Origin of the sequence: Streptomyces sp. NBC_01341, assembly GCF_035946055.1 — a bacterium.
GTDB lineage: Bacteria > Actinomycetota > Actinomycetes > Streptomycetales > Streptomycetaceae > Streptomyces.
The window spans coordinates 306,521-331,976 of record NZ_CP108364.1; the positions used below are offsets into that span (position 1 = coordinate 306,521).

At 68.2% G+C, this 25,456-nt stretch carries 13 protein-coding genes; 9 read left to right on the forward strand and 4 right to left on the reverse strand.

What is annotated here, in order from left to right:
* Nucleotides 1-45 precede the first annotated feature (45 nt).
* From OG206_RS01260 to OG206_RS01275, 4 genes are all read left to right on the forward strand, one after another.
* Complete coding sequence (locus tag OG206_RS01260) at nucleotides 46-342, forward strand: WXG100 family type VII secretion target (protein WP_327111237.1); 297 nt, start codon at nucleotides 46-48, stop codon at nucleotides 340-342.
* A gap of 2 nt (nucleotides 343-344) precedes the next feature.
* Nucleotides 345-776, forward strand: a complete 432-nt coding sequence (locus tag OG206_RS01265; RefSeq protein WP_327111239.1) for a hypothetical protein — start codon at nucleotides 345-347, stop codon at nucleotides 774-776.
* Nucleotides 777-4,838 carry a type VII secretion protein EccCa gene (eccCa, locus tag OG206_RS01270; protein ID WP_327111241.1) on the forward strand — a complete coding sequence of 1,354 codons (4,062 nt, stop codon included), beginning with the start codon at nucleotides 777-779 and terminating at the stop codon, nucleotides 4,836-4,838.
* A 100-nt stretch (nucleotides 4,839-4,938) separates the two neighbouring features.
* Complete coding sequence (locus OG206_RS01275) at nucleotides 4,939-16,077, forward strand: hypothetical protein (RefSeq protein WP_327111243.1); 11,139 nt, start codon at nucleotides 4,939-4,941, stop codon at nucleotides 16,075-16,077.
* Between the two features lie 247 nt (nucleotides 16,078-16,324).
* Here OG206_RS01275 and OG206_RS01280 read toward each other — a convergent pair whose 3' ends face one another.
* Entirely contained in the window at nucleotides 16,325-16,702 is a 378-nt protein-coding gene (locus OG206_RS01280; protein WP_327111245.1) for a peptidase inhibitor family I36 protein, read from the reverse strand.
* Nucleotides 16,703-17,640: 938 nt separating this feature from the next.
* On the opposite strand from OG206_RS01280, the gene OG206_RS01290 reads away from it, so the two are divergent.
* Nucleotides 17,641-18,075, forward strand: a complete 435-nt coding sequence (locus tag OG206_RS01290) for a hypothetical protein (protein ID WP_327111247.1) — start codon at nucleotides 17,641-17,643, stop codon at nucleotides 18,073-18,075.
* A 100-nt stretch (nucleotides 18,076-18,175) separates the two neighbouring features.
* Here OG206_RS01290 and OG206_RS01295 read toward each other — a convergent pair whose 3' ends face one another.
* Nucleotides 18,176-18,514 carry a YbaB/EbfC family nucleoid-associated protein gene (locus OG206_RS01295; protein WP_327111249.1) on the reverse strand — a complete coding sequence of 113 codons (339 nt, stop codon included), beginning with the start codon at nucleotides 18,512-18,514 and terminating at the stop codon, nucleotides 18,176-18,178.
* Between the two features lie 122 nt (nucleotides 18,515-18,636).
* Nucleotides 18,637-19,614, reverse strand: coding sequence for an RICIN domain-containing protein (locus OG206_RS01300; protein WP_327111251.1), 978 nt, complete (start codon nucleotides 19,612-19,614; stop codon nucleotides 18,637-18,639).
* Nucleotides 19,615-20,109: 495 nt separating this feature from the next.
* Between OG206_RS01300 and OG206_RS01305 the strand changes: the two genes are divergently transcribed.
* Nucleotides 20,110-20,856, forward strand: coding sequence for a hypothetical protein (locus OG206_RS01305; RefSeq protein ID WP_327111253.1), 747 nt, complete (start codon nucleotides 20,110-20,112; stop codon nucleotides 20,854-20,856).
* A gap of 41 nt (nucleotides 20,857-20,897) precedes the next feature.
* On the opposite strand, the gene OG206_RS01310 is transcribed toward OG206_RS01305, so the two are convergent.
* Nucleotides 20,898-21,827: a VOC family protein gene (locus OG206_RS01310; protein ID WP_327111255.1), complete on the reverse strand. Its 930-nt coding sequence runs from the start codon at nucleotides 21,825-21,827 to the stop codon at nucleotides 20,898-20,900.
* Between the two features lie 567 nt (nucleotides 21,828-22,394).
* Here OG206_RS01310 and OG206_RS01315 point away from each other — a divergent pair.
* The 3 genes from OG206_RS01315 (at nucleotide 22,395) to OG206_RS01325 (ending at nucleotide 25,405) form a co-directional block, all read left to right on the forward strand.
* Nucleotides 22,395-23,252 carry an arylamine N-acetyltransferase family protein gene (locus tag OG206_RS01315; protein ID WP_327111257.1) on the forward strand — a complete coding sequence of 286 codons (858 nt, stop codon included), beginning with the start codon at nucleotides 22,395-22,397 and terminating at the stop codon, nucleotides 23,250-23,252.
* A gap of 438 nt (nucleotides 23,253-23,690) precedes the next feature.
* Nucleotides 23,691-24,794: a CE1758 family FMN-dependent luciferase-like monooxygenase gene (locus tag OG206_RS01320; protein ID WP_327111259.1), complete on the forward strand. Its 1,104-nt coding sequence runs from the start codon at nucleotides 23,691-23,693 to the stop codon at nucleotides 24,792-24,794.
* Nucleotides 24,791-25,405, forward strand: coding sequence for an FMN reductase (locus OG206_RS01325; RefSeq protein WP_327111261.1), 615 nt, complete (start codon nucleotides 24,791-24,793; stop codon nucleotides 25,403-25,405). Before OG206_RS01320 ends, OG206_RS01325 begins: the two co-directional genes overlap by 4 nt.
* The last annotated feature ends 51 nt before the right edge of the window (nucleotides 25,406-25,456 follow it).

The window sequence follows — 25,456 nt, forward strand, 5'->3', positions numbered from 1 at the left end:
CCGAATCCGGTAAGGCAGCAGGAAGGAGCGTGAATTATGCCTAAAATGACCGCAAGTGAGTTCAAGGTCGCATTGAGTGAACTCCACAGCGCAATCGGTCTCGTGCGCACGGAAAGTGGACATGTCTCCGATCTGATCAATGAGATCGAGAGGAATTTCAACGAGGCTCATACCTACTGGCAGAGCCCGTCGGCCTCGACGTTCGAGCGGACGTCCACGTGGTTCACCATGGCCTCACGCGAACTCGAAGCCCTGCTGGCGGAGATGGTGCGGCGGATGCAGACCGCCTACAACAACTACGTCGACGCCGAACGTGCCAACACTCACAACACCGGAGGCTGAGCATGCCCGACAACGCGGACTACGACGTCAGCACCTTGAAGGTCGATCCCGGGCCCCTCGGCGCCGAGGGCGAAAGAATGCTGACACTCGCCAATGAGATGGGTGAGGCAATCATCCGCATCAACAATACGGTCGCCGATCTGACGCTGGGGTGGGTGGCGCCCAGCGCCGAGGAGGCGCACCTTTTCGGCGAGCGCTGGATACGGGTGATGACGCAGATGTTCGGCCAGAAGGACGGACCCACGGGTGTATTGCCTGCCATGGCCGGCGGAGTTACGGGTACGGCTGTCGGTTTCAGTCATGTCGAACTCGAACTGGAAGCAGCCTTCGACAATTTCTCGAACGAGCTCGCCGTACCCTCCGGCGACGGCGGCACCGGCCCCGTCGATCACACCGGATCCGAATTCCCCATCACTCAGGATTTCCCGAACTAAATGACCAGGAAAGACTTCCACCGCCCGGCGAGAACGTTTCCGCCCTCGGTCCCGGAGCAGCAGGTCGCACTGGCGGCCCCGCCACAGAAGGCCGCACAGAATCAGGCCCAGACATGGCTGTACATGCTGCTGCCACTGCTCAGCAGTGTCAGCATGGCCGCCTACATGGTCACCTTCGGCAAGACGTGGATGATCATGCTTGGCATCGGCTTCGTCGTCATCTCCGTCGGGGTCATGGTCCTGGTACGAACGCAGACCAAGAACGCCAGCCGGCGTACTCAGTACCGTCAGCGCGACCGGTACGTGGAGTACCTCGCAGACATCCGAGGGCAGGCGAGGAAGTCGGCCGCGGCCCAGCGCGCGGTCAACGCCTTCGTCCACCCGGGCCCGCAGCGGCTGTGGGCGATCGCCACCACCGGTCCGCGACGCGTCTGGGAGCGCCGGCCCTCTGATGCCGACTTCCTGAAGCTCAGGCTCGGCATCGGCCGGGGGCAGCCGGCCATGCGCATCACGCTGAGCAGGCACAGCGATCCGACGACGGAACACGACCCCGAGTCTCAGCGTCGGGCGGAACGGCTCTCCAAGGACTTCGAGTCTGTCACCCTCCAGCCTGCCTGGGTCGACCTGGCGAACACCGGTGTCCTCAGTCTTCTCGGTCCGGAGAACCGCACCGCCGAACTCGCCGGTTCGCTGCTGATGCAGCTCGCGGTGCTCCACGCTCCCGACGACGTCCAGATCGCCGCCCTCACTCCGGGCGAGGACCACTCCTGGGGGTGGGTGAAGTGGCTGCCGCACGCGCGTCAGCCGGGACGGACGGACCTCGTCCCCATGGTCGCGGACAGCCTCGACGGCATCGCCGACCTCCTCCAGTCCCAGGTGGACCGGCTTCGTGAGGAGCGCGCCGAGCGCGCGGTCTCGCTCGGTCTGCGCCGGGAGGCGAGGGCGTCGAAGCATCTCGTGGTCGTCCTGGACGGGTTCCGTCCGGACGCCGAGTGGGCGCGTCTGCCGCTCGTGTCCGACCTGTTGGCAGAGGCCGGCCCCGACTCCGGTGTCCACGTCGTCTGTCTGGTGGGCAAGGAGAGTGAGGAACCGGGCAGGGTCGACGCGCGGGCCCGGGTCGACGCCGACGGAAATCTCCGACTGGAAACGCGGCACCCCGGGCTGGTGCAGACAGTGGAGGACGCGGTTGCCGACGTGCCACCGCGGCGGCTCGGCGAACAGGTGGCCAGGGCGCTGGCTCCGCTGCGGCTCTCGGGCGAGCAGGAACAGGTCCTCGCACGTGCCGTCGCGCTGCCCGAGATGCTCGGTGTGAGCGACCTCGGTTCGTTCGACCCCACCGACCTGTGGCGCAAGCCCGAGGACGAAGCTCTGCTGCGGCTGCCGATCGGCTTCACGGGCGACGGCACCCCTCTCGTCCTCGATCTCAAGGAATCCGCGCTCGGTGGCATCGGCCCGCACGGCCTCGTCGTCGGCGCGACGGGCTCGGGTAAGAGCGAACTGCTGCGCACCCTTGTCACGGGTCTGACGATGACACACGCCCCTGAGCATCTCAGCTTCGTCCTGGTCGACTTCAAGGGCGGCGCCACCTTCGCCGGCGTGACCGAACTGCCCCACGTGGCGGGTCTGATCACCAATCTCGCCGACGACCTGGCGATGGTCGACAGGGTCCGTACTGCTCTCCAGGGCGAGCAGCAGCGGCGTCAGCAGATGCTGCGCAGGGCCGGCAACGTGGACTCCGTCCGGGAGTACCAGATCCTGCAGGAGGCAGGCGGAACCGATGTCGACGGCAGGCCGCTGGAGCCGATGCCGTACCTGATGATCGTCGTGGACGAGTTCGGCGAACTCCTCGCCCAGCGAGGTGACTTCATCGAGCTCTTCGTCCAGATCGGGCGGGTCGGACGAAGCCTCGGCATGCACCTGCTGCTGGCCACCCAGCGCCTGGACGAAGGGCGTCTGCGCGGTCTGGAATCGCACCTTTCGTACCGGATCTGCCTGCGCACCTTCAGCGCCCAGGAGAGCCGGGCCGTGATCGGGACGCCCGACGCCTACCGCCTTCCGTCCATACCCGGATCCGCCTATCTCAAGGTCGACGAGTCCGTGTACGAGCGCTTCCGTGTCGCCCACATCTCCGGCGCTTATCAGGAGGACGACGAGCGAGCCCCGGTGACCGGACCGCGGCCCGTCCCGGTGCCGTTCACGCTGCGGACGGCGGAGGAGGCCCGGGCGGAGGACAACGACGAGGCCGAGACCTCCGTGACACTCGCCAGGCCACTGCCCGGTCAGCGCACCGAGATGCAGGTGGCGGTGGAGCAGGTGAGGGCGCACGGCAATTCCGTGCACCAGGTTTGGCTGCCGCCTCTGCCCTCGGGGATCGAGCTGGACTCGATGCTGGGCCCGGTCACCACCGACAAGGAGCGCGGCTTCCACTCCCAGCTCTGGCCGGACGGCGGCAACCTCTCCTTCCCGATCGGTGTGGTGGACCTGCCCAGTCGGCAGGAACAGCGCGCCATGCTCCTCGACCTGTCCGGACAGCAGGGCAACCTGATCGTGGTGGGCGGGGCGCAGTCCGGCAAGAGCACCCTGCTGCGTTCTCTGATGACGAGCGCCATGCTCACGCACACCCCTCACGAACTGCAGTTCCTCGGCATCGATTACGGCGGCGGAAGTCTCGCCGGCCTGGAGCGTGCGCCGCACGTGGCGGGCATCACGAACCGGCACGACGAGGCCCGCACCGGACGCGCGCTGTCCGTGGTGCGACAGCTGACCGACGACAGGGAACAGCTCTTCCAGGAACTGCGCATCGACTCCGCGGCGGACTTCCGCCGGCTCCGCGACGAGGGCGCGCTGCCCGACGGTGTCAATGCCGCCGACATCGTCCTCGTCATCGACAACTGGGCAGGCCTGCGGACGGCCGTGGAGGACGCCGAGCAGGTCGTGCCCGATATCGCGGTGCGCGGCCTCGGTGTGGGCATCCACCTCGTGCTGACCGCCAACCGCTGGGCGGAACTGCGTGCCAACCTGCGCGACACCATCACGGGCCGGCTCGAGCTCCGGCTCACGGAACCCGCCGAGTCGGAGATCTCCCGGCCTCTGGCCCGGCAGTTGCGTGCGTTCCTGCCGGGGCGAGGCATCGTGGCTCCCGGCAACGTCTTCCACGCGGCTCTCCCCCGCCTGGACGGCATGGCGTCGACCGATGGCCTCAGCAAGGCACAGGAGGCGCTGGTGGACCGACTCGTCGCCGGCTGGACGGGCCCGGTCGCGCCACCGCTGCGGGTCCTCGCCGATCTCGTCACGCCCGAGGATCTGGGAGAGGCCTGTGCTGCCCTCCCGGGCGGGGCGGCCGCACTCCCCGCGAGCGCGGTGCCGATCGGAATCCGGGACTTCGACCTGAAGCCCGCGGTCCTCGACCTCGCGGCCGATGGACCGCACTTCTTGGTGTACGGCGACTCGGGCTCCGGCAAGACGTCGTTCCTGCGGTCATGGATGCGCGCGATGACGCAGCGGCACTCGGCCTGGGACCTGCGATTCATCGTCGTCGACTACCGGCGGGGGCTGCTGGGTGCCGTACCCGAGGACTACATCGGCGCGGTGGCGGGGGACCCCGATTCCTCGACCGCCTATCTGCAGCAGGTCGTGGAGAAGCTCAAGGAGCGGATGCCGCCTGCGGGGATCACGCCACGCGAACTGAAGAAGCGCGACTGGTGGGCCGGGCCGGAGCTGTACGTCGTCGTGGACGACTACGACCTGGTTGCCGGCAGCGGCGCGACCGGACGGGGGCCGCTGGCGGTGCTGAGCGACTACCTTCCCCAGGCGGCCGAGATCGGGCTCCATGTGGTGCTCGCCCGAAGAAGCGGCGGGATGGGCCGCTCGTTCGCCGATCCGGTGGCGGGCCGGATCCGGGAACTCGGCTCCGCCGGCCTGATCCTGTCCGGTGATCCCCGCGAAGGAGCCGTGCTCGGGGACCAGCGGGCACGGCGTCTGCCGCCCGGCCGCGGCATCCTCGTGTCCCGCCGCAGCGGTGCTGGCCTCGTCCAGATGGTCCACGACAGCGCAGAGGAGTAGGGCCGGTCTCCCCCGTGCCGCGACCGCCGTTTTCCACGCCCGATCCCATGACCCGTGGGCGGCCCACCTGAGGGCCGCCCACCTGTGAGGAACCAACGCCATGCCAGCTCATTTCGACGACTCGCAGATCCGCGAACTCGGCAACATGTGGATCAGCGACGGTGTGCGACTTCATGAGTACCTGGGGACGATGCACGGAAGTGTGCAGTCCATGGCCGGCGGGTGGACCGGTAAGGCGGGCCGCGCGGCACAGCTGGTCTGGAACGGAGTGGCCGACCACAACATCTGGCACGCCATCTGGGAAGCGGGCTACGTCGCCCAGGAGATCGGCAAGGCGATCATCAGCTATGCGGACGAGCTGCAGAAGACGATCAAGGAGATCAACCGGGCCCATCTGATCGAGGCGCTCACCACGGTCTTCGGCATGGTTCTGGGCATCGCCTCGTTCGGCATCGCCCCTCTGCTGAGCCGCATCGCCACCGTAGTCGGCGAAATCGTGGAGAGCATCATCGCGAGCATCTCCAAGCTCGCGGCGGCAGCCGCCGCGATCGGCCGTGCGGCCGCCTTCACCGCCGACTCGGTTCTCAATGCGGCCCTGACACTCGGCACCGACTTGCTCGCCGACGTTCTGGGGTCAGCGACTGTCCACGCTCCGGTCACGATCGACTGGCAGGGCGAGGGCATCAACATGGGCCTGGGCGTGTGGATGGGCGCTGGTATGGGCGGTATCGACGAGCACTTCCTGGAGCCGCGCACCACCACGGGCAAGGGACTGGTCGATGTCCCGTCGCCCACGCCCACCACTCCGACCCCCGCGAACATCTCTCTCCCCAATACGTCGACGAGCGTCCACACGCCGATCCCCTCCCCGGTGAGCCTCACCCCGTTCAACATGAACTCGGTGATCGAGGCGAACCATATGCCGCCGACGAGCTCGGGCGCTCCGAGCCCGCAGACCGGCGCTCCGCGCACCGACGCGGGCAACGGCGGAGCCACGGCGTTGCCGGGGAACGTGCTGCCCTCCGGGAGCACTCCCGGCCAGACCACCGGTACCGGCCGACCCGGAAACGCGGGCCCGGGTGTCACCATGCCGACCGGCCCCGGCAAACAGGTCATGGTCGGCGCGAGCGAACAGGCGCCGCCGAACCAGGTCGGGGGCAACGTCGCCCCCACGTCCGGAACGCCGCAGGCCCACCTCGACGGGCCTCCCCGCAGCGTGGGCGACGGGCAGGGCAGGACCGACGTGGGTCCGACGGCGTCGCACGAGACCGGCGCGGGTGGCAAGGGAGTCACCACCGGAGGACCCGGCGTACGGAGCGAGGTGCCCCCAGCGACCACCGGGACTGCTCAGGCAGGTGGGACCGCGACGCCGCCTCCGAACACCGCCACGTCCCACGCAGTCGGCCCGGGCGGAGGGCACACCATCGGATCCAGCGGTGCGCCCACGTCCACCCACGGCGCGGCGAGCGCGGGCGTCGGGGGCGCAGCGACTCCGGGCCGGGGTCCAGGAACCCTCGAAGGCACCGGCGGGCCACGCACCCACGCGGATTCCGCGGTAGTGCCCGGAGACCGAGGCCCGGCGCAGACCGTCCCGGGAGCCACCACCAGGCCTGTCACCCCGGAGGCATCCGGCGGGGCGCGCCCCGCCCACGAAGCACCGCAGAACACACGCGGGACGAGCGGCCCGCACACCTCTGGCGCGAGCCGCCCGGCCCAAGACGCACCTCGGAGCACGCGCGGCACCGCCACCACGGAGGCCACGGGCGGCGGCCGGAACCGTGTCACGGCGGGATCAGGCACACCCGACCCCACGCCGGGCGCGAAGTCCGCCGTCGGCGACCGGAACCAGGTGGCGCACGCAAGCGAGCACACGGAGCCGGACGGTTCCGCCGCCGGCTCGCAGACGTCCGCGGAGACGGAAGCTGTCGGCGCCCCGACGCGCGACCAGGGCTCCTACGGAGCTCGGACCCCCGAATCGCGGGGCGCCGAGCAGCACTCCCCCGGCTCGGGCCGGCCGGCCGGCGAGGCGGGCGACTCCACGGTTCACGGCACGGAGACCGGAGCGGGTGACACGGCGCCCCATGCCCGGACCTCCCGGGCGGAAACCCACGTCCGTTCCTCCAGGGCGGACGACTCGACGGCACACGGCACCGGAAGCCACCCGGCCGCGGACGCCGGTGCTCCGCCCGTTCACGACGACGCTGTCGGCGGCGCCACCCACCAGCATCCGGCGGACGCGCCCGCACCCCACGCCGGAGATGCCGCCAAGTCGCAGCAGTGGACCGCATTCTCCAAGGACCAAGTCAAGCAGAACACGCCACTCGTTGAGGCGGAGGCCCGCCTGGAACTGCGCGCCGAGGAACTCGAAGCCGCGTGGCAGAAGGGGTACGACCGGTTCGGCGGGCAGGACGTGTTCGGTGTCACCGACGTGTCCCGGGACGGTCACGCGGCGAACCACGCCCGGTGGAAGTGGCGCCGCGACATCACGCAGGCTTTCCGTGGCGAGATCGAGAAGTCCGGATTCGTGTCCACGGAGGCGCTGAACGGCATCGTGCGGGACGCCGGAAACAAGGCGCACAAGTACCTCGTGTGGGCCGATCAGGCTGAGCGCTTCATCTCGCGCTTCAAGGCAGAGGTCTCGGACTTCCGGACCAGCGGTCTCGACTACAGGAAGGAACTCAACGAGTTCGATTCCGCTCCTCTGGACTACACGTACGACACCAGGCTCAACACGTATGTGAGGGACGACACCAGGGTCTACGGCCTCCCGGCGGAAGGCCGTGACGGGCCGATCGTCAGGCCCGAGTCCGGAAAAGGCGCGACCGGAGTTCCGGACGTCGACGTCTTCGTCGAGTACAAGAGCCGCTCGGACGCCACCGTCGACCACTTCCGCGACAAGTCCGGTGACTTCAATCAGGTCGAGCAGTACTTCATCGGGAAGATGGAGGTGTTCAACGAGGTCTTCGGCCACTTCCTCAACGACGAGCAGCTGACCACGCTGCCTCCTTCGACGAAGCACCAGCTCGACGGGGTCACGAGCGGGATGGGGGGCGAACTCGATGCCATCGCGGTCAGGGAGCGCCGCATCCAGGTGTCGACGGAGCGGGAGTTCGACGAAGTCGTCAATCGGCAGGCGGAAGGTCCTGACGGGTACGGCGCCCTCAGCGAGGACTTCGTGTCGCGGATACGCCGGGAGTTCCAGCGCGATCTGCGCACCCAGAACGACATCATCTACGAGAACGGCTTCGGCGACGGCACGCCCAACAGGCTGTGGGACGAAGCGACGACCCGTGCCGTCGACGACCTCCCGAACCGGATCGAGCGGGAGAGGTTCATCCGCTCCAAACTGTCGGAGGAGACCGACTACGCGGACTATCACCTGTCCGAACTGGACGAGGCCCTGGCCAACACCATGGGTGAGGCCGGCCGGCAGCGTGTCGTGGGCGAGTACCTCGACGGCGTGCGCGACATCGCCGGTGACCACTTCTCCGACATGCACGCAAGCGGACTCACCTCTCCGGACGCCATCGGCGCGGCGTGGACCGCGAAACGCAGCGACGTACGGGCACCTCTGCCCCGCACCATCCGCCACGAGGTCGAGCTGCAAGGTGTGGTGTCCGACGCCGCGTTCGAGTTCCACTCGATCGTGGGCCACCCGGACAGCGTGGAGGCGTTCCAGCTCCACGAGGACACCCTGTCCAGGCTGGGCAACGACTTCCGCACCGAACGGGTCCTGAAGTACGACGAGTTGTATGGCTCCGCTGAGCACAGGTCGGATCTCTGGCTCGCGCACGAGTCGGCGCACGACGACGGCTTCCAGTTCGTTCTCGACGATCTGCGGAGAGAGGACACACGGCCGGTCTTCTCAGCCCGGCGCGACGACGTGACCGGACCGGCGACGGACGGCGACGTCGCCACGGGGACCGGCGGGAAGGCTCCCGCGGGTGCTGATACACCGGCCATCGACCCGGCCGCGGGCGACGCCGGGCCCACACCTCTGCCGAGGGAAGGCCGTGCCGAGGCCGAGACGTACGGAGGCCCGGCCCGCTCCGATGTGGAATCGCCGGCCGGCCCGCAGCAGACGCAGGTCACGGTGGGGCGCGACAGCGCCGGTGCTCCCGGCACCACGAGCCGAGGCCAGGTGTCCGCTCCGTCCCACACCGGAGTGCGCGACGCGTCGACGGTTGCGCCGGAGCAGGTGCCGGTGCGGTCCGAACCGAGGCCCGAGCCGAGGTCTGTGGACCTGCCACGCGCCGTCCGTGACTGGCTCAACTCCCATTCTTCCTACGAGTTCAGCCGCCCCGAGATCGAGACCGCCTACCAGGAACTTCTGCAGCAGCGGCCCGCTTCCCTCTCGGACCTGCCTCTGAGTGCACAGGCGGCAGAGGTCGGCCGAGCCCTGAACCACAGCACGTCAAGGATGGTGAGCGCCGCCACCGAGAGTCTGCTGCGGCAGGAGCAGACGATCGTCTACCCCAGGAGCTCCGACATTCTGCGGGTCCACAAGGAGCTCGGCGACCTCTTCGGGTCGTCCTTCCGTCAACTCTCCGCACGCCAGCAGGGCGTTGTCGTCGCCGGGCACATGCAGGACCAGCAGAGCGTCAGCCTGGTGGACGGCGTCGTACAGGTCGCGGCCGGGAAGAACGTCGAGTCCCCGCTCGTCTCCTCGGTCGCGCGGGAGCCGGTCGAGGAGCACAGGGCGGACCCCATGTCCCTGCACCGTGCCTCCCCCCCGGCGTCCGGCGGGCACATCCGCCTCGACAGCCTGCATCTGAGCGTCGGGGCACTGGACGCCCAGGGCGCCTGGGGCTCGGTCGTCTCCTCGTCCCGGCCCGACGGGCTGGCCGGGGTGCTCACGGACATGCGGGACGTGTTCGGGGTGTTCCGTCAGGACGGTGTTCCGGGGTGGGACGTCTGGAAGGAGCCGGCCGGCGGCACCGCCGCGATGGACCCGGTGCTGACGGAGAGCGGGCTGGGAGAAGCCGGCCGAGGTGTGCGTCAGTTCTTCGCCGACAAGCTCGGCAAGCTGCTGCCGGGCGAGCGCAACAGGGGTGACCTCAGGGTTCCGGCAAATCCTGATGCGCCGGGCGACGCCCTCGTCGACGAGCTGAGCAACCGCGACATCAGCAGGCTGCGCCTCAACCGGGCTGGAGACGGCGTGACCACGGGCGTTCTGAGTCTTCACAACGCCGAGGACTGGGCCTTGCGCCGGGCACTCTGGGCGGACTATCAGGGCGCGCAGGGTCATTACTACTCCATGCAACCCGGCGCACCCACCTCGCACAAGCAACCGGCGCCCTGGAGCGGCAGCGACCGGGCTGTCTTCTACGTCACTGCTCACGGCGAGTACGACAAGGCCAAGTCCTATCTGCTCTCCGGTAAGCGGAAGATCGTGGACGCGCACGGACTGAGTCGCATCCTGCGTCACGATCCCGTCTTCTCGAAACTCTCGAACCAGCCTGTGGAGGTCGTACTGGCCATCTGCGAGGCTGGATTGACGGGCAAGCAGAGCATGGCCCAACAGCTCGCGGACGAGCTCGGTGTCACCGTTCACGCGCCGAACGGTGAAGTGGCCATAAAGACGTCCGCGTCCGATGGGACGACGCTGCTCACCGTCTACTCGCAGGCGGCCGAAGCGGGGGTCTTCACCACGTTCACGCCCCGCACAGCCACAGCCACAGCCACAGCCACAGCCACAGCCACCGTCCACCTGGCGCAGGCACCCGCGACCACTCCGGCGCCTGGTGTACTCGCGCCATCGGCCACTCGGACGACCACAGTCCCGGAATCGGTGCGGACGGTGCGTGAATCCCCGTCGGCCTCGACCGGCACAGACGTACACGAGGACCTCCCGCAGCTGCAGTTCACGGCTGGGTCTCTGAACAAGCAGGGCGCCCCACGGACGGATCTGCACGGCAACGCCGGGATGCGTGCGGGAGACCTGCGGCACGAGTCCGGCACGACTGCCGGGCCCGCCGCCCTCTCCGCGACCCCTGACACCCGCCGACGGCGCCCTGCCCGCCTGGTGCTCGACGACCGGCCCAGGATCGTCCGTGACTACGTGATCGAGCGGAAGGACGGCGCACCTGCCGAGGCGGTCTTCAGTCGGGTCACCCCCATGCTCTTCTCGGACGACCAGGCGGCGAAGAGTACGGGACAGCAGGCCGGGGGCTCGCCCGGCCTGGTGACCGTGGTTCAGGGCGTGGTCGCCGACGAACACCCGGATCTGCACGTGTCCGCCGACGGCACGCTCGCGATGAGCACGAGGGGCGAGGTACAGGAGGCGTTCGCCACCCAGAAGGCTGTCGCACACGCGTCCATGGCGCTCAAGCAGGCAGACAGCGCTATGACGCTCGCCTTGGACACGAGTGTGGTGCTGACGTTCACACACAACGGCAGAGAGCGCACTCTCCACCCGGTCAAGCCGGAGTTCGTCGCGAAGCCCAACGATGTCTGCCGCGACCTGGCCGGTGCCCTGATCGGTGGCATACCGGACCAGCTTGTCTACCGCGACGGCAGTGGCCGCACCGGCCTCGGCCCCATGCGCGCGACCGACGGTCTGAAGGTCAGCGAGATGCACTACCTCGCACAGGCCGTCGCCGATGTGGCGGACGGCGGACGACTGTCCGCGACCACGCCTGACGTCTCGTGGGCCGCGCGGAAGACCGTCAGACCGGAGGACCTCGCAGACCCGAGGACGCCTCTTCCCGGGCGGACCTACGGCGCGTACCTCGGGCCCGCCCAGCCTTATCAGGCAGAGCGACAGGCCCTTTGGAACATTGCCTCGCAGATCGGCGTCAACGAACGGGCATGGGCTCAGGTCGGTGAGGCATACCTGTCCCAGTCCATCGGCCACTCGGGAACGGACGGTGGGTTCGAGCTCGAGGACCACGCAGGGGCGTTCCACCCGATCACCAACCCGTTCGGCTACCACTACGCGGCGGTCGTCCTCGGCAGCGAGGACGGGATGACGCAGGTGACTCTCGAGAACTACAACCGTCAGGGCGTTACCCGCCGGGCCTTCGCACAGGCCATCGAGCGGAATCTGGAAACGCTCGGGGACAACCTGGAGGCGCTGGAGAAGGCTTACGGCGACCGGCGCAGGGAGCCCGGCTCGAAACAGGAAGAGGCTCTGGCGGCTGCCGGACTCGACGCAACAGTTGCGTTGATCGGGCTGCGCGACGCGAAGGCCGCACTCACCACAGCACAGAGCAGAATGCCACGGGAACAGCGAGCGGTGGACCTGGCGACGGAGGCCGTGCACTCCGCCACCAAGGATGCCGACCGGAAGCTTCGCGCGTTCTCGGCCAAGACTGGCCACCTGACCGCCCCCGGGAATCTGTGGCACATGAGATTCGTCAGCAGGCACCATGCGACGTTCCACGACCAGCTGGCAGGAATGCTGGAGAAGGACCGACCCGGGATCGTGGTCAATCCGCTCACCGGAGTGGTGGTCGGAGCCCACGGCGACATCGCCGAGACCTCGCGCTGGATCGGATTCGGTCCCGGCGACAGCCAGGTCACCGAGGAGGACCGGCGGAAGGTCAGGTCCGTCGCACACCGGGTCGCCCGCGTCGGTCTCTGGAACTTCCGTCACGGCCGCGCGCTCCCGACGGTCCAGGTGTCGGCCGGCGGAAACGGCTCACCGTCCGGCCTCGTCCCGTTCCGTGAGCAACGCGCGCGCAAGCAGGCCGACAGACGCATCAACGCTCTGAGCGACATGTTCCGGCAGGAACTCCGGAGCAGCCTCGACATGCTGCAGGGCCAGGCCGACGACCACACCGGCGTCGCCCTCGACGCCAGTCGGTTCGTCATCACGCACCACAACAGAGGGCGTGCGTTCCCCGAAGGGTCGATGCCCTCGCGCAACGTCCCCGCCGACGTACTGCGCCGACGAGCCCTCTTCGACATCGACATGCATCCGAGAGGAGAGGACCAGCCCTCCCCGCTCACCCAGACCCTGGAGTACCTCAAGCTGGACTCCCCGGTCACGCCCCTGGGTCTTACCCCGCACCAGTCTTTCGCGCTCCCGACACCGCTCGACACCTCCGTCCTCCGGCCGGCCCACGTCCTGGCCGGCGAGGCCGGTACCGAGGTGACGGCCAGGGCATCGTGGGCGAAGCCGATGCACGGGAGATCGGAGGTACTGGCCTCCGCGGCGCGTGGCAGCGTCGGGGATCAGCAACTCGCGGTGGCGGGCTCCCAGGAGACGGCGCCGGACAAGCCCTCCTCACCCGAGGAGCAGAGTTCCGCTGACACGGGTCTCCTGTACGTGGACGTGCTGCTTGCGTTGGGCAGGATGGATCCGACGGGGGCGAAGGGAAGGCCGAGCGAGCAGGAGGTCGCGGACCTGCACGCCTCGGTGGCCGGCACGTACAAGCGGCGGTACCCCCTGCACGCATGGGCCGAGCACATTGCGAGCCGTTGGGTGTCGGGGGAATGGCCCCGGCTGGAAGGCGGCGCGATTACGCCCAGCGCAACCGCGATGGGTGCTGAGATCGGCGACATCATCGCCGAATGGCCTCGGGTGACCGCACGCTCCTGGGGATCGAGATCGGCCAAGACGCAACGCATCGATGCGGCTTTGCACAGTTGGGAAACAGGTGGACGTATCGCACCTGGGGACATCACGAGGAACATCCGGGAACTGCAGAATGTCACCTCAGCCATCGCCGATTGGCTGCACGAAAGCAGTGCCACCAACACACGCAGGCAGTGGGTGGAACTCCTTGGTGAGCGAATCTCCGTCGAACTGGACGCGGCCCAGGAAGGACGTGTCGGACTCCGGCATGTAACCCCACCCGAGCGGTGGCCACAGGATGTCCGGGTCAAGATGTCCCGCGCGGGCGTCGACGGTGTCTATTTCGTCTCCGACCGTCACGGAAACGGCGTCGCCGTCAAGTTGGCCACCGAGACTTCTCATGCGATGTTCGCTGACAAGTTCATGGCTGCCGTCGGGGCGGCGGTGACTCCTGAATCCGCAGCCTATGCGAAGGATTCGAAGTCAGGCCGAGCTGTCGTCGATCTGATCCTGCGACAGGCGCAGGCGGATGGCACGGCTGACAGCATCGATCGGAAACTGCAGACAGTGCGTCATGTCATGGTGATGAATTTGATCTCCGGAAAGACACTCACAGAGTCACCTTCCCATGACATCGCAGCACTCCTGAGGGACCACGAGTCGCTTGACAATATCGGTAGAATCATCATCGCCGATGCTTTTCTGGGGAACCCGGACCGGATCCATACACCCAACCTCGGAAATATCATGTACCACGCCGAAGGTATTCCGGGCAACGTGACAGCGATCGACAGCGCGGCTCACGGACTCGACGGTGAAATCACTCCCCGCTACCGCTTCCTCCTCCAGAAGATAGGCGACGACTCCTACTTGAAGCGGGTCGCCGATACCTTCGTGAAAAGCCTTCGTGGCGATCACGACCGAAGCCTGAAGGAACAAGCGGTCGAGCGCATCTTCAAGAGCTCACTCGCAGGCAGGGAAACACTCGGGCGCAGAGCCTCGCAGGTCGGTGATTCGCTGATCCGAATACATGGAGCCACATTCGGGGCACACGACTGGATGCCTGACGAGAAGGCTCTTCAAGCTCTCGCGCACTATGCGGAGAGTCGCTACGGTGCCCAGTCGTCGCCTGTCTCCGCCGAGGAGGCGTGGGAGGCACTGGTCCGGGCGACAGAGCCGAAGCAAACGGATCCGCACGCGACGACGACTGCGCCGGGGCAGCGGTACGGCGCGGCGGACAGTGCGGTCGAAGCGCAGTCTGCCAAGGGCGAGGAACGGGCCCCCGCTCTCGAGGTCGTCGATGGCTTGCATGGTCAGGGGCGTGTCAACCCTCCTGCGCACAGCGCCGACGACGCGGAAGTCCACCCCCATCAGCACGAACCGCTCAGCCCGTCGCGCGTCCCCCTCGACAGTGACGACGACCTGCACTTCATCGCCGGCCTCCTGGATGCGGACGGCACCCCGCGGAAGGATGTCTTCGACGCAGCCGAGGCAGCCGCCGACACCCTGTCCGGCAAGGTCAGGATTCTGACACCACGCCTCCTGACGGTGCCGGCGAAGAGCCATGACACGGGGCCGCTCCACCAGGAGACCACCGGCCGGAACTCTCGCTGGGACCCCGCGTGGGTGCCGGCGCAGGAGCCGAGGACGTCCGAGGCGGAAACCGCCGTCTCAGGGATGCAGCCGTGGGACATACCCGCCGCGACCGTGGTCGAGCAGTGGGCGAAGTCGGTGGCGTTCACTGGTGGACGGCGGCAGAGCGATCCCCTGGGCACCGGCCGGGACGTTGTCGCCGTCGGTACGGGAACCAGCGCGGGGTGGGCCTACGCACAGGCGACCGGAACGACCGCCATGCGCGTCGGGATCGACCGGCTGCTGGCACACACCTACGAGGTTCCGGTCGCCGGACGGACGGTCACCGTCGGCTTCGACCTGATCTCCGCCCGTTGGCGGCCGGAGGCCGCCCATACGGCCAAGAACCGGAAATACCGGCAGGTGGACGAGGACCGGGAAGCCGGCCTCGTGCGTATCGACGGGGTCGTGCGGGGACTCGGTCCGAACTCGGGCGGAGGTGTCGACGACGTGGCGGTGCTGGCTCGTTCGGCTCTCGACGCCGGACAGGCGGCCGACCACAAGGTCGAGCACGGGATCTCGGAGACGATCGAGACGAACGCGGAGTCGGCCAGGCGTCAGGCCTTGGTCGACTTCGAGGTCAGAGTGCACCTCAGCGTTCCCGGCCGGGAGGGCCGGCTGAGCATCGACGTCCCGAACGGTCTCACCGCGAGTCTGCCGGTCAGCGAAGAGGGCGAGCTCGACCCTGAGGTGGGTACGCGGATCGGGCACCTCTTCCGGCCGCTCGGGTACCGGGATCGGATCGCTTTCGCCAAGCGGGCCTGGGCTGGGCCGGTTCCGGACGAAGCACAGCAGTTGGAGAGGCTGCTGAAGACCGCGGGCCCCGGCGCCCGGTCACTGGTCATGGGCGTGGCACCGGGCAGTCAGCTGTGGGCATGGAATCTGGGGGGCACTGTTCGCTGGCTGGAACATGAGACGGGTCTCGAGACGCAGGCTCCGCTCACCGCGTCCGGGCAGGTGAGGTCGATCGATCTCGATCCTCGGGGCATGCTGATCAAACGAGACGTGCGGCTCGGGGAAACCGGTGCCAGCACGACAAACTTCTGCGATCTGACACTGGGGGCGGACCTGAAGCACGTCGTGTGACGGCCGCCCTGGCCAAGGGTGTCGGAGCAGCCGGTGAGTGACCTGGGCCGCTGCTCCGGCGCCCAGCACGTTTCGATCCCATGGGCGCACAGAGCCCCGGGCAACGACCAGGTCCTCGCGGCCGACGACGGGCTGCGCCCCGTGGCGGTAACCGGCGCGACGCCAGCCGCTCGGGGGCATAAACGGCTGAATCGTCACACCGGCAATGCCCCACCGGCACACTTCGACAAGATCGCGTTACGAGCTCTCAGCAATAGTCGAAGGAGGATATCTGGTTGTCAATCCAGGACGGGATGTTGTACCACCACTCCCATGCGTGGATCTGGAACACCGCCCCCTGATTATTCGCCTCGGAGTAGAAGCAAAGGGTGTAGGGCGTCCGGTTCTTGAGAGAGGATATGTCGTCGTTCATTCCGGTCCACGCCAAGTCACCGTACCGAGGATCACTCCACGCCCGGCACTCACCTCCGTAGTCACGGTCCCGGAAGACGACCAGAACACCGTCCTTGTCGCGTCCGGCATCACACTGGTAAGCGGTGGGCGCCGCCTGGGCCGGCAGCACGGGCGTGAAGGTCAGCGCAGCAACCGCTGCGAGGGTAAGACCAATACGGCGAAATCTGGTCACAGAAGAGCTCCTTGTTCTAAGAGGAACACAGGTATAGCGGGGGGGGGGTACTCGGGCAATTCGGATGCCACCACCCAGTCGGAGAGTGTCGCTTCCGCTTGCATCGCAGCCCACATCGAGCGAGCTCGCTCTGTGCCACGGAGCGATCAGATCTGACTGGATCGCAGACACATATTTTGACTGATCTACAGCTGCGCTACTTCGTCACGGGATACATTCTTCAGCGGAGAGGCCTGAAGACTGCCTCCACCGGGTCTTCGGATCCCCTCGATCATGACTGCCCCATGATCGCCACGTCAACACCCGCCCACCTTCATTGTGTTGACGGATTCCGTGCGCGCAGACATAGCCGCCCTGGCGGCCCTCACCGACACCACACACCGGCGCCGTTGCCGGGAACGACGGTGCCGTCCTGGCCCGAAGGAGCTGCCTGAGACTCTTCTCGCGCCGACCAGCGGATCCCGGACATGTGGGCGAACCGGCCGGACCAAGAGCCTGCACGAGCAAGGGAGATGGGGTGCCGCGTCCGTCGCAGACCAGGTGGTGTTCACTGCCCGCTATCCTCCGGCCGACCGGCGACGGGCCGGTGTCGGCGCCCCCTTTTCGCGCGGATGTGGGAACCATCCACGCAGGCTCGTGACCAGTCGAGTTCGCCGGCCGCGTTCAGCTCCGCAAACAGGACCCGGTGGAGCCGGTCGAAGACCCCTTCCACCACCGGGCCAGGCGGCGCCAGCGCGTCTGCCCCGAGACGAACCTCAGCTCCAGAGACAGGTGTTGCCGGGCTGTGTCGTCGTAGAGGACGAACAGGATGCCCTGCAGACAGCGGGTGCGGCGGAGGCCGGCCCCGCCGTGCCTGAGCCGGTCGACCTCCTGGACCCGGCCACCTTCCTTGAGAGAGCACCGGCGCCGCAGGGGCGGAGCTGCGGTCTCTCTCCCGAGTGGCCTACCTCGACGGGCTGTTGAACGACTACCGGCGTACGGGCGATCACGAAGCGGAAGGGCCTGTCGAACTGCTCGACACCCTGGTCGAACGGGCCCGGACGTACGCGGCCACGACCAAGAACGAGCTGCGTCGGCGGGTTGTCCAGCAGCTGAGTGAGCAGGCCGCAGCCATGGCCGCGACGTACCGGAGCCGGGCCTCGACGCCGAGGGCGGCCGTCGCGGGCGAGGAGGGCGCCGGGACGCGTGGCGGAGTGTCCGACGCCTCGCTCGCCGAGAGCGAGAAGGAACTCGTCGCGCGGGCCAAGCGCCTGTGGGACGGCCCGGTGGCGGAGCAGGCTCAACAGCTGGAGCAGCGACGGCTGGAAGCGGGCAGATCCGCCTTCGGGACTCGGCGGCGGGGACCGCTTCTGTGGACTCGATCTCGACAGTGACCTGACGCACGTCATCTGTCGGTACCCCAGGAAGACGCGGGGGCCCGGCCGGAACGGTTGTTCAACCGTTCCGCCGGGCCCCGGTGCTGCGGGAAGCGTGTCAGCCGGAGATGTCCCGCAGCTCCGTCCGGAGGGAGTCGAGAGCCGGAAGGAGCCGCTCCTCATGACGGTCGGCCAGCGCCTGCTGGGCGTCCCGGACGGCGGAGACGACGAGGTCGGCAAGACCCCGGGCATTGCCCGGGTCGGCCACGGCCGGTGAGATCACCAGACCCGCCAGCGCACCCTTGCCGTCGAGCGTCGCCTTGACCGCACCGCCGCCCGCGGTCCCCTCCGCCCTCAGCGAGCGCAGCTCCTCCTGGGCGCGGGCCAGGTCCTCCTGGAGCTGCAGGGTGCTGTCGAGCAGTTTCCGGAGGCCGAGGCCGTCGTCGTCAAGATCCATGTCCGTGTTCCGATCAGGTGGGGGGTATACCCGGTGCGGGAGACCGAGGTTCGTCGAACGGCTGAGGCGGAGTCACCGGGGAGACGGTACGGGCGCGCCTGCGCCCCTGTACCCGGTCTCGCTCAGCGCTTGGTCCACTTCTGGTTGTCGGTGCCGGAACAGTCCCACAGCTGGAGCTTGGTTCCGTTGGAGGTGTTCTCGTCGGTGACGTCGACGCACTTGCCGATCGCTGTGTTCACCAGGTCGTGCGAGCCGTTGAGCTTGAACTTCTGGGCCCAGCCGCCATTGCACGTGGCGAGCTGAATGGGAGTCCCGTTGCCCTGGTTCGCGCCGGCCAGGTCCATGCACAGCCCGAACATCCTGGCGGTGCCGTCGGAACGGAAGTCGATCTTCTGCCATGACCCGCCACCGCAGTCCCAGATCTCCAGCCGGGTACCGTCGCGGGCCGTACCACTGGCAGCCCCGGTGGCAGCGATGCAGCGACCGCTGTCGTGGCTGGAGACGGAAACACCGGAGTAGGTGACGGTCTTCGCCTTCGGAGAGCTGCCCGTCGACTGCCCGGATCCGCCGGTCGTACCGCCGGACTGGGAGCCGGACCCCGTGCCGGCGGCAGGAGCAGCCGGAGCCTGGCCGCCCGATCCGCCTGACGCGCCGGAACCGCCGGGAGTGCTGAGTGCGGCGGAGCCGGCAGACGTGCGGGACTTGCCTGCCGCACCCGCACCACCCGCCGTTCCCGCGATCAGCTTCGCACTTCCCGGAGGTACGGCACCGGGCCCGGTGGCCTGGACACCGCCGAACTGGCCCGCTGTGGGTGTGGAGCCGCGCGGGGCGACGGACGGGGAGGAACCGGCAGCAGTCGGCGAGACGGAGGCCGAGGCCTCGTCCTTCTTGCTGTCACCGGAGGGGAGCTTGGCAACCGCGAATACGATCAGGATCACGCAGGCCGTCAGCGCGGCCGCACCGGCAGCCCACGTCCACGGTTTCGGGCCAGGATTACCACCTCCGCGCAGCTGCGTGGTGCGCCGAGTGAACGCGTCCGCGAACCGTGACGATGCTCCGTCCAGCAGCGCCGGATCCTTCGGCTTTGGTTGGGGCGGCACTTCGACTCCTGTGAGTTCGTAAACCATGGGCAGACAGGGAAGCGCGTCGTGTGCTTCCCCTACCGAAGAAACTATGCCAATCAAGCACTTTCTTGGAAATCGCCGAACGCGCTGTCCGACAGGTCCGCTCTCGGCTCTCTTCTGAATCCTGAGGAGGCACTCCCCGGTGGGGCAACACACGTGCCTCCTCCGCTCCGGGTGTCTCACAGGTGTCTCCTGAGTCGCCGACTGGGACTCCGATGCCTCACGCCCACCCCTGGCGCACTCGGACCCGCACCGCACAGGCAGCCCCCCCGGGGCCCCGTCCGGACCGCCGCGCGCCTGCCGCCGCCGCTCAGGTCGCCTGCCACGCGATTCGCTCACCGGCGCCGCGCGGGATGCCGCTCCCGGGTCATGGCGCCCGGTGCCGCCCGAGCCGGCCTCGCGGGGCACGGCCACAGGGCTGATCTTGGCGGCAGCGGGGCATGCACATGGTGGACGAAGGGCGGGCAGTCCATGGCTGTGATCTGGTGGGCCGTCGTGGTGACGGCCTCCTGCGCGGGGTGGGGGATCTGGCGCGCGCTCCGGTACCCGGGCGCTCCCGCGTACGCGTTTCAGCGGAAGTACCGCAGCGACCGCAAGAACCTGGCCGGAGCACGCGAACTCGTACGGGGGCTGAGAAGTGCGGCCTTGCGCGAGAGGGGGCGGGCGTGGCTCAGGGCGGAGCGGGCCGAGCGGGCGTACCGGCGACGCATAGTCAGGACCGAGGCCGCGCTGCGGCAGCTGCGCACCCCGAAGCGCGGGCGCCGCCTGGAGCAGTTGGGCCGGATCGTCCTCCATGAGCACGCGGTGCTCGTCGGCCATGCCGAGATACCGCTGGCCGGACTGCGGGTCCGGCTCGAGCGCGCACGGTCGGGCAAGACGTGGTACGTGTACCTGACGGAGCCGGACGGGCACGAACTCGTGGAGCGCTACGGCGCAAAGGAGTACCCCGAGGACACGGTCCGCCGATTCGGAACCCGGCTGCAGAACGCCTCCGTGAAGGCCGCCCGCCGTCTGGACGGGCGCGGTGGCGCCATCCGCAAGCTCGAGGCCGAGCTGGTGCGGGCCAGGACCGATACCGGACCTGTGAGGGCGGCACAGGCAGCACGTCAGGAGATCCGCTTGCGCCACGAGAACCGCCCCGAACTCCCCAAGGCGAGAGCGGCTCTCGAAGACGCCAAGGACGCCTGGCAGGCCCTGACCGGACGCCGCCCTCGCTGACGGTCAGGACCCCGGCCGGTCGGGGCAGAGTCTGCCCGCGCTCAGTGAAGTCCGGCCATCAGTTCGGCAAGGTCCTCGGGCTCGATCATCGACGGCGGGAGCGGCGGACCCCAGAAGTTGCCCGCCTGAAGGTCGAAGACGCCGGGATTCCAGAGTTCGTCGTCGGTGATCTGGTCCATGTCGGAGTAGTACTCGCTGAGGTTTCCGGCCGGATCACGGAAGTAGTAGAAGTAGTTCGCCCCCACCCAGTGGCGGCCGAGGCCCCAGGTGTGCCGCTCCGGGTGGTCCGCAAGCAGGGACTCGGCTCCGCGACCGATCTCGTCGACGTCGTCGACCTCCCACGAACTGTGGTGCATGAAGGGCACAGGAGCCGCCTGGACGGCCAGGTTGTGGTGATCGGAGGAGCAACGCATGAAGGCTCCGAAGTCCTTGACCTCGTCGCTCACCTTGAAGCCGATGTCCTCCGTGAAGAACCGCTGCGTGGTCGCGACGTCCGTCGACCCCAGGGAGATGTGCCCGAGCTTCCTCGGTCGCACCGGGCCCGACCTCAGGAGGGAAGCCGCACGGGCGTTGGGCCGCCCGATGGTGCCCGGCGTGTTGAACGGTCCCGCAGGCGTGGACTGCTGCTCGATGTGCGGTGCGACGGTCACGTTGACGGTGAGCCCCGTGACCGGCTCCCTGGTTCGCAGCTGATCGCCCTCGACGGTGACGGCGGTGTCGCTCCGCCGGAGCGAGCTCTCTATGCGGCCGAGGTCGTCACGGTCATCGGCGCCGACTCCGAGCGCCAGCAGTCGCCGGATCGGCGCATGGACGATTCGCAGCTGACGCCGGCCACCGTCAACGGTGCCGAACCAGTGCTCGTTCTCGTTGTCCGACGGCTCGGGGATGAGCCCGAACGCCGTGTAGTACTCGACGGTTTCTTCGACGTTCGGCACCCCGAGGGTGATGTCGGTGAGGCGGTGCAAAGCCATGGGTCATCTCCGGATCTGGACGAATCGAACCGACAGGCATCAGTCGCCGTATGCGTCTGCCGGTCGCTGCTCGGCAGCACGGGCTGCCGCGCGCACGCACGACGCAGGAGCGCGAGGGGCGACGGAGCGCCACGACCGACGAGGGCCACCGCCTCACCCCGCCGACCGTGCGGCGTGAGGGAGATGCGGCAGCAGGGAAGGACGCTCCGCTCGGCGCACCCACGTGCGAATTCTCCACATACCGGCGCCGCCCCGTGCGGACTGGTCGGCAGAGGCAGTTCCGCTCACCACAAGCAGCGGACTTGCCGAGCAAATTACAGTAGGATGCTTGTTGCGTCAATTATCACTCCACGGACAACGGCCGCCCCGAAGGCCCCGCCCCCGAAAGGGACATGGACGGCTTCACTCACGCCCTTGGGCACCGGACCGCGCTCCGGCGGCTGCGAAACCGACACCGGCCCTTACCGACACCGGCGGGCCCGCACGCCTCGGCCCCAGACCGGTCTGCCACCTGACACACCCCGCACCCCGCACCCCGCACCCCGCACCCCGCAAGGAGAACAAAGCGTGACCGATTCACGGATCGACGACCGGCCCGGGCCGGACAAGGCCGACGCCGGCTCCGCGAGCGAACTGCACATCGACCAGGACCGCGTCGCCGCCTACCTCGAACGCATCGGCGCCGCTCGCCCGGCACAGCCGGACGCCGAGCATCTGCGCGAGTTGCAGTACCGCCACGTGCACACGGTGCCGTTCGAGAACCTGAGCGTGCACCTCGGCGAGCAGATCACTCTCGACCCGCGATCCCTGGTGGACAAGATCACCGTGGGGCGGCGCGGCGGAATCTGCTACGAGTCGAACGGCGCCTTCGCGGCGCTGCTGACCAGCCTGGGCTACCGCGTCAGCCTGCTCTCCGCACGTGTCTTCATAGGCGATGGCTTCGGACCGCCTTTCGACCACCTCGCCCTGCGTGTGGACGCCCCCCAGCCCTGGCTCGTGGACGTGGGCTTCGGGCGCCAGATCGAGTTCCCGCTGCGCCTGGACGACCGGGGAGAGCAGCACGGACCCGGCGGCGTCTTCCGTATCGAGGACACGCCCGACGGCGATCTGGATGTGTTCCGGGACGGCGCACTGCAATACCGCGTCGAAACCCGCCCCCGCGCACTCCCGGAGTTCGCGACGGCCTGCTTGTGGCACTCGACCTCGCCCCAAGCGCACTTCACCCAGTCGCTGATCTGCTCCCTGCCCACCGAGTCCGGCCGCATCACCCTGAGCGGACGGACACTGCTGATCACGGACGCCGAGGGACAGAAGCAGGTGGACCTGTCGGACGAGTCCGCCGTAGCGGCGTACCACGAGCACTTCGGCATCACTCTTGACCGCGTCCCGGAGCTGATCTCGTTGCGACAGAACCATCAGGAATAGAGCCATCGACGGCGCGGAAAGTCCGCGTCGGCAGCGCGCCCACGCGCCGCACCGTTCGCGGGGTGGGACGGAGCGGCAACGGGCTGGGCACGACCACGAGGGCTTTACTTGCACGGTAAAGCATTGATGGATATCATTGCTACGCACAGCAATGAATTTGTTCGAGCTTGATCCGTCGGACGGAAGATCGGCGCCCTCTCGAAGTTGCTCCCAGGCGGGTGAGCCGGACGCGACCGACGTGTCCGGCCCCCGTGTCGCGTGGACGTCCGGCACGCCCGGCAGGCCACGAACGGCCCGGCTTCACCCGCACGCCCGTGCGGCACGACACAGCGCCGGTACCGGGCTTCCCGCCCCGCCTGGCGTGACCGAGGACGGCGGCCCACCGCCGTCCTTCGACCGCAAGAATCTCAATTCGGATTGATAGGCAGGTTGATCACCATGCACTTCGGAATATTCGGCGTCGGGGACATCGCTCGTGACCCGCTGTCCGGGCAGACTCCCTCGGAGCACGAACGGATCAAGGCGCTGACGGAGTACGCACAGCTCGCGGAGGAGGTCGGCCTGGACGTCTTCGCACTCGGCGAGCATCACAACCGGCCGTTCGTCCCGTCGTCACCCACCACGATCCTCGGATTCATCGCCGCGCGGACCAGCCGAATCCTGCTGTCGACGTCCACCACGCTGATCACCACCAACGACCCGGTGAAGATCGCGGAGGACTACGCCATGCTCCAGCACCTGGCCGACGGCCGCGTCGACCTGATGATGGGCCGCGGCAACACCGGACCGGTCTACCCCTGGTTCGGCAAGGACATCCGGCAGGGCATCCCGCTCGCAGTCGAGAACTACGCCCTCCTGCACAAGCTGTGGCGCGAGGACGTCGTCGACTGGGAAGGGAAGTTCCGCACCCCTCTGCAGTCCTTCACCTCGACCCCGCGCCCCCTGGACGGCATCCCGCCGTTCGTCTGGCACGCGTCCATCCGCTCACCGGAGATCGCCGAACAGGCCGCCTACTACGGCGACGGCTTCTTCCACAACAACATCTTCTGGCCGAAGGAACACGTCCAGCAGCTGGTCGGCCTCTACCGGCGACGTTTCGAGCACTACGGGCACGGCCCCGCCGATCAGGCGACCGTCGGACTGGCGGCCCAGCTCTTCATCGGGAAGACGTCGCAGGACGCGATGAGCAAGTTCCGTCCCTACTTCGACAACTCACAGGCGTACGGCGGAGGCCCCTCGCTGGAGGAGACGAAGGAGCGGACCGCCGTCGTGGTCGGGAGCCCGCAGGAGGTGATCGAGCGGGTCCTCGCCTACAAGGAGCTCGCCGGCGGCTCCTACCAGAGGCAGCTCTTCAACGTGGACGGCATCGGCGTGCCCCGCAAGACCGTGCTTCAGCAGATCGAGATGCTGGGAGAGATCCTGCCGGTGCTGCGGAAGGAGTTCGCCGCGGACCGTCCGGCGCACATTCCGGACGCCCCGACCCACGCGTCCCTCAAGGCGGCACAGGCACAGGACGCGCGCTCCGAGGCGATCGCCCGATGAAGCGCACACTGGTCATCGTCTCCGCCGGACTGCGGCTGCCGTCGTCGACCCGGATGCTGGCCGACAGGATCGCCGACACGGCACGCACGGAGCTCGAACTCCTCGGCGATCAGGTCGAGCTCGAGTTCGTGGAGGTGCGCTCCCACGCCCATGACGTGGTGAACCACCTCCTGACCGGTCAGCCGTCCACCGAACTGGCGTCGGTGTTCGACACCATCGCGCGTTCGGACGGCCTGATCACGGTGACGCCCACGTTCACCGCCTCGTACAACGGCCTGTTCAAGATGTTCTTCGACAGCCTCGACGACCAGGCACTGGTGGACAAGCCCGTCCTGATCGCGGCCACCGGCGGAACCGGCAGGCACTCGCTGGTGCTCGACCACGCGCTGCGGCCCATGTTCACGTACCTGCATGCGGTCGTGATGCCCACCGGTGTGTTCGCCGCGCCGGAGGACTGGGGCAGCGGGGATGACTCGCAGGCGACACTGATGGACCGGATCGCACGAGCGGGCGGCGAACTCGCACGTGAGGTGCACCGCCGGGATACGCCGGTCATCGAAGATCCGTACGCCGACCCGACGCCGTTCAGCAAGATGCTTCTCGGCGAATGAGCCGCGGTGCGGGCGGCACTCCGGCTCGCACCGCAGAGCGGCGCACCCGGC

Bases quoted from the DNA above. Each gene is read 5' to 3' on its own strand.
- OG206_RS01260 (WP_327111237.1), top strand. From the start codon at position 46: ATGACCGCAAGTGAGTTCAAGGTCGCATTGAGTGAACTCCACAGCGCA.
- OG206_RS01265 (WP_327111239.1), top strand. From the start codon at position 345: ATGCCCGACAACGCGGACTACGACGTCAGCACCTTGAAGGTCGATCCC.
- eccCa (WP_327111241.1), top strand. From the start codon at position 777: ATGACCAGGAAAGACTTCCACCGCCCGGCGAGAACGTTTCCGCCCTCG.
- OG206_RS01275 (WP_327111243.1), top strand. From the start codon at position 4,939: ATGCCAGCTCATTTCGACGACTCGCAGATCCGCGAACTCGGCAACATG.
- OG206_RS01295 (WP_327111249.1), bottom strand. From the start codon at position 18,514: ATGGATCTTGACGACGACGGCCTCGGCCTCCGGAAACTGCTCGACAGC.
- OG206_RS01305 (WP_327111253.1), top strand. From the start codon at position 20,110: ATGGCTGTGATCTGGTGGGCCGTCGTGGTGACGGCCTCCTGCGCGGGG.
- OG206_RS01310 (WP_327111255.1), bottom strand. From the start codon at position 21,827: ATGGCTTTGCACCGCCTCACCGACATCACCCTCGGGGTGCCGAACGTC.
- OG206_RS01320 (WP_327111259.1), top strand. From the start codon at position 23,691: ATGCACTTCGGAATATTCGGCGTCGGGGACATCGCTCGTGACCCGCTG.
- OG206_RS01325 (WP_327111261.1), top strand. From the start codon at position 24,791: ATGAAGCGCACACTGGTCATCGTCTCCGCCGGACTGCGGCTGCCGTCG.